5 protein-coding genes are annotated in these 7666 nt (G+C 59.9%); 2 read left to right on the plus strand and 3 right to left on the minus strand.

Features of this window, described 5'->3' with window-relative positions:
- Positions 1-187 precede the first annotated feature (187 nt).
- Together RUH75_RS11660 and RUH75_RS11665 are read right to left on the minus strand one after the other, a co-directional pair.
- Positions 188-1954 (minus strand): SLC13 family permease, encoded by a 1767-nt coding sequence (locus RUH75_RS11660; protein WP_313806013.1) that lies wholly within the window; start codon positions 1952-1954, stop codon positions 188-190.
- A gap of 477 nt (positions 1955-2431) precedes the next feature.
- On the minus strand, positions 2432-3529 hold the full coding sequence (locus tag RUH75_RS11665; protein ID WP_313806015.1) for a hypothetical protein: 1098 nt from the start codon (positions 3527-3529) through the stop codon (positions 2432-2434).
- A gap of 67 nt (positions 3530-3596) precedes the next feature.
- On the opposite strand from RUH75_RS11665, the gene RUH75_RS11670 reads away from it, so the two are divergent.
- Positions 3597-4481, plus strand: coding sequence for a phytanoyl-CoA dioxygenase family protein (locus RUH75_RS11670; protein WP_313806017.1), 885 nt, complete (start codon positions 3597-3599; stop codon positions 4479-4481).
- A 41-nt stretch (positions 4482-4522) separates the two neighbouring features.
- Positions 4523-5554: an SDR family NAD(P)-dependent oxidoreductase gene (locus tag RUH75_RS11675; RefSeq protein WP_313806019.1), complete on the plus strand. Its 1032-nt coding sequence runs from the start codon at positions 4523-4525 to the stop codon at positions 5552-5554.
- Positions 5555-5837: 283 nt separating this feature from the next.
- Here the strand turns inward: RUH75_RS11675 and RUH75_RS11680 are convergent, their stop codons facing one another.
- Entirely contained in the window at positions 5838-7175 is a 1338-nt protein-coding gene (locus RUH75_RS11680) for an endo alpha-1,4 polygalactosaminidase (protein ID WP_313806021.1), read from the minus strand.
- Positions 7176-7666 lie beyond the last annotated feature (491 nt).

Below are 7666 nucleotides of genomic sequence, written 5' to 3' on the forward strand. Positions count from 1 at the left end.
TCAATAAAGAACAGGACTGATTTCACAGGGGAAAATCCGACAGTCCCATTTTTTATCCTTCTGAAACATTCATTTGACGCTATCTTGGAGTCTGCTTTCGACGAGCCTTGGACCAGTCCCGAATGAGGGGGATTGATGATCGTTTCCAACTGATCAAACGGCACAGAACGCAATCCTGTCGCATTGATCAGAGTGGCCAGGTCCACAGGATCAACGGCGTGCCGATCACTATGACCAGCAGGGACAAGGGCGCGCCCAGGCGCGCATAGTCACTGAAGCGATAGCCACCGGGGCCCAGGACAAGCGTGTTGCACTGATGACCGATCGGCGTCAGGAAATCGCATCCTGCGCCAACTGCCGTCGCGATCAGGAACGCGTCCGGACGATAGCCGAGGTCATGGGCGAACACGGCGGCGATGGGTGCCATGACGAGAACGGTTGCCGCATTGTTGAGGAAGGGCGTCACGGCCATGGCGGTGATGAGGATCAGCGCCACGGCGCCCCACGGCGGAAGCACGGTCGCCGCATGGGCAAGCTGCGTTGCAAGCACGTCCGATGCTCCCGTGCTTTGAAGCGAGCCACTGACCGGGATCAACGCGCCGAGCATGATGAGGATGGGCCATTCGACGGCTTCATATGCCTCGCCAACCGGGAGTGCTCCCGTGATGACGATAAGGCTGGCTGCAGCGAAGAAGGCAATAGCCACGGGCAGTACGCCGGTCGCGGTGGCGGCCATCGCCATGCCGAGGATGATGACCGGCAACCAGCCGCGCTTGGACAATCCAAGCCGGATCGATCGCTGCGCCAGAGGAAGCGCGCCGAGTTGACGAAGGCGATCCGGAAGCCGGCTTACCGGCCCCTGAAGCACCAGCACGTCGCCCGCGCGCAGGACGATCTGGCCTGGCTTGTCGGTCAGGCGCTCGCCGGCGCGCGAGACTGCGATCAGATTGATCCCCAGCCGTTCGCGCATCAGCAGTCGTCCGGCCGTCCGCCCGATCAGAGCGGAATCGGTCGTTACTACTGCTTCGATCACGCCGATTTCGTCGCCTTCACTGTCACGGCCCTTGTCCTGTCCCACGAGCGAAAGCTGGTCGCGGGCAATCGCGCGCTCCAGTGCATCGGGAGCACCCCCCAATATGAGGATGTCTCCCTCCTGGAAGTGGACGGCAGGATGCACCTCGCCGCGCATGTCTCCGCGCAGCAAACTGGTCACCGCCACCTGCTGTTCGTTCCGTTCAAGGAATTCGGCAATGCTTCTGCCCACGAGCGGCGAACCCTCGCCGACGGTCGCCTGCGTCACATAGTCCGAGAGGTTGAGCGCCTCACCCATTGTGGGCGCTCCCCGCCGGTTGCGCGGCAGAAGCGGAAAGCCGAAGCGCAGAAAGACAAGGCCGACGATGAGCAGGCCGAACCCGGTCGGAAAATAATCGAACATGCGAAACGGCTCGCCCGTCATTTCCTCCCGCACGCGGCTGACGATGATGTTGGGGGAGGTGCCGACCATCGTCATCAACCCGCCAAGCAGTGACGCGAAGGACATGGGCATCAGGAAGACAGACGGGCTGGTTTCGTTTTTCTTCGCTATCTGCAGCGCGGCGGGCATCAGCATGGCGAGCGCGCCGACATTTTTGATAAGAGCCGAGGCAAAGCCCACAGAAGCTGTGAGCATGAGCAGTTGCGATCGGATGCGTTGAATATGTTGCGACAGGAAGCCCAGCAAAAGCTCAATCACGCCCGAGCGCTGGACTGCGGCGGACAGGATCAGCGCCGACCCGACGATGATGACGATGTCATCGGAAAAGCCCTTGAAGGCATCCGCCGGCTTGACGATGCCGATGAACACCGCCGTCAGAAGCGCAATCACCGCCGTGACGTCATAGCGAAAGCGCCCCCATAGAAAGAGGCCCATCATCCCGACGAGCGTAGCGACGGAGAGCCATTGCGGAATCGTCATGCGGCAGCCGAACCTTCCGGGATCATTGCACCCACACTCCAACGGGGGCAGAAAGGCTGACAGGAATCAGAAAGCCGTTCACGGGCAATCAGCATCATGGCTTTCGCCTGAAAAAAGGCGCGGGACCCTTCCCGCACCTTTTCCCGTCCCGATCGTCCATCAAAGTTTGACCGATACGCCCATATACATGAATCGGCCGATATTGTCGTAGATGGCATCGCCGTCACCGTTGCTGCCATTTCCGAACAGCCCCCTCACTCAACGCCTTCGACGGGTAAAACAAACATGTCCGGCCTGATTTCCCGGCCATGGCATAAATCCATACAATGTCACAAATTTATCACATGAAGGTGAAGGTAGGGAATGTCCGCTCGCCCGGACCGTAGACTGGGTCGAACCGGATATGATGTGGCGCGGCGCGTAGCTTATGACGAATGGAGCACACCCGGCATCTTTGCGCCGGCACCGCAAAGCTTCCTACTGCAACAACCCACCGCCAATCAGCTCCCGCACCAGATCCGCCTGGTTCCGCAACGAGGTCTTCGCATAAATCCGCTTCGAATAGGTCCGCGCAGTCTCGATCGAGACGCCCATTACGCCCGCCGCCTCAGCGATCGTCCTCCCCTCGCCGAGCAGCGCCGCCAGCCGCCCCTCGGACGGGCTGATGCCGAGTTGCGCCGCGGCCTCGCCCGGATCGATCGTCGGAGGATCGGCCTCGCGGATGCGGATCGCGAAGGCGGCCTTCAGGCGGCCGGCGACGATCTGCTCGTCACGAAAGGCCTGCAGGCTCAGGCGGAGCGCCTTGCCCTGCACCCAGATCGGCGCGATCGGGACGCTGCCACTGCGCACCCGCCGGGCGGCGCGGAGCAGCGCCTGCTGGATATGCGGGGTCGCGCCCGATAGCTGATTGTCGCTCGCCATCCGGAAGAGTCCCCCCTTCGATATCGCGCGTAGCTGATCCTCATCGCCGTTGAGCAGGCGCATCTGATCGTCGAGCAGCAGGGTCACGACCGTGTTGTGCGGATTGCGCCGCCGCATGATCGCCTTGTTGAGCGCCTGCGACGACAACAGATCGAAATGCCGCAGCGCCTGTCGCACATGCCCGGCCACCCGCCCGAGATAGGCCTTCTCCTTCGCCCCGAACGGACCCTGCGCCGCGGTGCGCGCGCAGGTCAGCCAGGCGGGCTGGCCATGATCCGAAACGAGCTTGGTCACCATCGCATGCTCCATCCCGTAACGCGCGAGATAATCCTGGTAAAAATCGCGGTCGCGCGCCTGCACGTCCATCAACTCGCGATGGATATAGACGCGGCCAGGCGCGAGCCCTTCATAATCTATCGGATCGAGCGCGCGATATTGGGGATAGGCACGGACCATCGCATCGCCGTCGCTCAGGCCATCCCACACCCACATGTCACGCGACGGTTCGTCGACCCCGCCATGCGACAGCACGATGTTGACGAGATGCGCCCCCAATTGCCAGCGCAGCACGCCGAGCAGGGATGCGAAGGGGCGCGCCTCGAACGGGCCATCATAGGCGGCGCGCACCGCCGCATCATAATCGTCCTGCCGCATCGGCCCCTCACCATATGGGGACTATTTGGATGACCCGAGCTTTGTCAGACTTCGCGCCATCAGTACAATGAAATATATGACGGAGAGGGATGCGATGCCCCGGAATATCGACGAGGATTATGAGAAACTCGACCGCGACGGATATGTCATCCTCGATCGGTTGCTGAGCGAATCCTATTGCGATGAGATCGTCAGCGCTTTCGACCGGATCGAAATCGAACATGACATCAAGCCGATGGAGATGGATTTCGCCGGGCGCAATACGACCCGCATCTTCAACCTGCTGCAATATGACGACATCTTTCAGGAAATCCCGCTGAATCCGGCCTATCTGGGCCTGGCCGAACGCTATATCGACCGCGAGTGCCTGATCTCGGCCTATGACAGCTCGACGATCGGGCCGGGTGAACCGCAGCAGCCGATCCACGCCGATAACTGGTGGCTCGACGGTCGGCGCTTCGATTTCCCCTTCATGCTCGGCACGATCTTCTGCCTGACCGATTTCACCGAGGCGAACGGCGCGACCAATCTCGTCCCCGGCACCCACAAATGGACCGAGGCAGAGATCAGCTATGAGTCGGACGATCCCACCTACAAGCAGGTGCCAGGTGGCCATCCGGCGGGTTACGGCACCAGATGGAAGCCGATCATCGCGGAGGCGCCCAAGGGTTCGGTCATCGTCTATGACGTGCGCCTGCTCCATGGCGCGGGCGGCAACCGCACCAGCGAACGCCGCCCCAGCATCATCATGAACTACATCCAGGGCTGGATGCGCCAGTGCGACAATTTCATCGCCGGCACCGAGATGGAGAAGCTGCGCACCTTCCCGCCGCGCCTGCAGCAACTGTGCGGCCTCAGCCGGTATCGCGGCCATTTCGGGCATGTGAACAACATGGAACCGACGCAATGGCTGTTCGACCGCCCGGCGCAGCGCCAGCTGGTCGACGGCTGATCCCACGCCGTCTCCGACCGCTTCCCACGACAAGGACCAGCATGACCAGTCAACTCGATTTCACCGGCCGGGTGGCCATTGTCACCGGTTCGGGCAGCGGGCTCGGCCGGGCTCATGCGCTCGAACTGGCGAAGCGCGGCGCGAAGCTCATCATCAACGATCTTGGCGGATCAACGCGCGGGGTCGGCAGTTCGAGCGAGCCGGTCGACAGGGTTGTGGCGCAGATCAAGGCGGCGGGCGGCGAAGCGGTCGGCAACCATGACAGCGTTGCGGATCGCGCCGGGGGCAAGGCGATCGTCGAGGTGGCGATGGACCATTTTGGCCGGATCGACATCGTCATCAACAACGCCGGCATCATCCGCACCGACCGCTTCGAGGATATGTCGGAAGAGGATATCCGCTCGGTCCTCGACGTCCATGTCATGGGCGGGTTCAACGTCACCCAGCCCGCCTATCGCCACATGCGGGCGGCCGGCTATGGCCGCATCCTTTTCACCGGATCGGGCAGCGGCATGTTCGGCCATGCCTGGGCCGCCAACTATGGCGCGGCCAAGGGCGCGATCTTCGGCATGACGCAGGTGATCGCGCTCGAAGGCGAACAATATGGCATCAACTGCAATCTGCTGCTGCCGGTCGCCAGCGGGCGCTTTGGCGACGAGATGGGCAGCGGTTTTTTCGAAACGCCGCGCTTCGCCGAGGATTTCCACAAGGTCGACCTCGAATGGCTGGGCAAACGCGTCGATCCGAACTTCGCCAGCGCGCTCGCGATCTGGTTGGTGAGCGAAGAGTGCACGACAACGAAGGGCTGCTTCACCTCGGCCGGCGGCCGCTATGCCGCCCTGCACGCGGCGCTCTGCGATGGCTGGATGTCGCCGGACGGAACGGACGCGCCGAGCGCCGAGGACATCGCCACCCATTGGGGCGAGATCAACGCCGCGGTCAGCGGCCAGAGTCCGCATAATGTCTATGACGAATTCGTCGGCATACCGCAGTTGCAGGGACAGGCAATGATGGGCACAGCGACTGCCACGATGATGCCATCACGCTTCGCCGCCGGGCCCAAACAGTCATAAAGCATCGTGCGCAAAAGTAGGAACCGGTTTTGCGCCTTTAGAACGATTTCCAAGCGATCGGAATCGATCGCTGGTTAAGAAATCGCGGCAAACAAGGAAGTTAGAGCGGCAATCTGATCCAATCAGATCAAAAACCGCTCTAGGATATGTGGGGATTCAGCCCATGATGGGCTGCAAATGCCGGCTTTCTGCGCTTCCGGTGCTCACGACCCGTAAGGTCGCTGCGCGCCGGTTCTCGAAATCCACCATTTTCGCCTCACCCTGAACTGAATCCCCACAAGCCTTAGAATATGGAAAAATCCGTATGATCCAAATGAACGCCTAATTGCACCATGGCCACCTGGACCTGGGATGCACGGCCTGTTCCATCAGGATCATAATAAACGGCGCCCGTCGCGGGATTGTAGATGACGTGGTCATTTGCATCATGAGCCCGCGTTCCTTCCCAATAAGCACTAACGGGCAAATCGCCAACCGGGCCAGCCGCCGTGAAGGTCATATGGTCCAAAGTCACGGTGTCGATATTATGCTCAAAATCCATTATTTTATCGACATTCTTGCTGCCGGAAGCGTTGAAGACGAAGGTGTCGGCGCCACTGCCACCGATAAGCTTGTCATTGCCCTTGCCGCCATCCAGCCAGTCGTTGCCGGCGTTGCCGGTCAAACTGTCGTTGCCAGCCCGGCCATATAGCTTGTCATTGCCGGCACCTCCGGCAAGATTATTGGCGTAACTATCGCCCGTCAGGACCAGATCAACGGGAGTGGCTGGCGGCGGAGGCGGCGGAGCAGCGGTGGTCGTGCCCCAATCCGCGTGAATGGTTTGCCCCGGCAGCACGCCGCTGTAGCTGATCCCGTTCAGATCGATGTCGGCGGTATAATAGCCGACCCCATCATGTGCCGCTTGCGCTTCCACATCGGCGATGGCTGTTTGGGAGGAGACATATTCGATAGCGATGACGTCCTTGCCCGCGCCAATCATCTTATGCAGCAGATCGAGGCTCGCCTGCGTTTCGCTGACAGGCTGCTTGGATCCACTGTCCGTATAATATAGATTTTCCTTATACATGCCATCGAGGTGAGTGAAATAGGTGTTGTTCGACAGCAATTCCTCGGCGTTATTGGCCCAGATCTTGAAGTTCGGGTTTTTTGCGTGCGCATAATCCGCGAGATAAGCCACCAGATCGGCCATGGCCTGTTCCGCTCCGGCAGCACCGCCAGGGGCATTGGCTTTGGCCCAGGCCTGCTGATACTCGTCGACGACGTCGAAATAGACCCCGTCATATCCGGCCGTGATTATCCTGTCGATGTATGTCGTGGCAACGGTACGCCACTCCTGCGTCCAATAAGCGACCTGATAGTTGCCCTCCCACTGGGGGTTTTCAGGACCAAGAGCTGCCTGAGGGATGGTCTTGAAGTAATCCCTGTAATCCTCAGCCTCTCCAATGCTGAAATAACCCAATAATAGAGAGCTTTCCGGCCCTCCACCCATTTGAGTAACCTGCGTGGGTGTGAATGCATTGCCATTATCATCGTAAATATCGATGACCTTGACGTCAAATGGCGCAGCGGCGATCTGAGAAGGAACAATTCCCTGCAAAACATACATGCCTGTATGAGGCATAGCTTACTCCTGATGAATGTTTTTGGACCCGAAGATGGAAAACACAGGAAATGCCAGCTGTTCAGCTCAGCCTTTTACGTTCACCCATGTTTCACAATGATTGCGTTTCAAGGTTTATGATTGTCTCCGCCATTCGCCACAGGGGCTGCCGCAGAGACGGCAAACCGCTGTTGACAGGCTGTCTCTTTGATTTTAAAGAATATTGCTACCAGTCGGGACCGGCAGCGCCCGGGCGTAGCCTTACGCGGAAAAGCCGCAAGAAAGTCATGTTTGGAACCCTCCCCTTTACCGATCTTAACCGACGGTCGGGCTAGCAATGCTTTGACAAGCTGTCTCTCACATTAACGACATGTCCAGCCGGGTTTTGCCTGCGATGAGCGGAGCCGCAATCCCGATAGCTGGAATGGAATGCGGCGACTCCAACCGGGAGGACGTCTTTGATCGGGGGTGATCAGCAGCTTCGCACTTCCATCTGACACGCCGAAAAGGGG

Source organism: Sphingobium sp., from assembly GCF_032153725.1.
Taxonomy (GTDB): domain Bacteria; phylum Pseudomonadota; class Alphaproteobacteria; order Sphingomonadales; family Sphingomonadaceae; genus Sphingobium.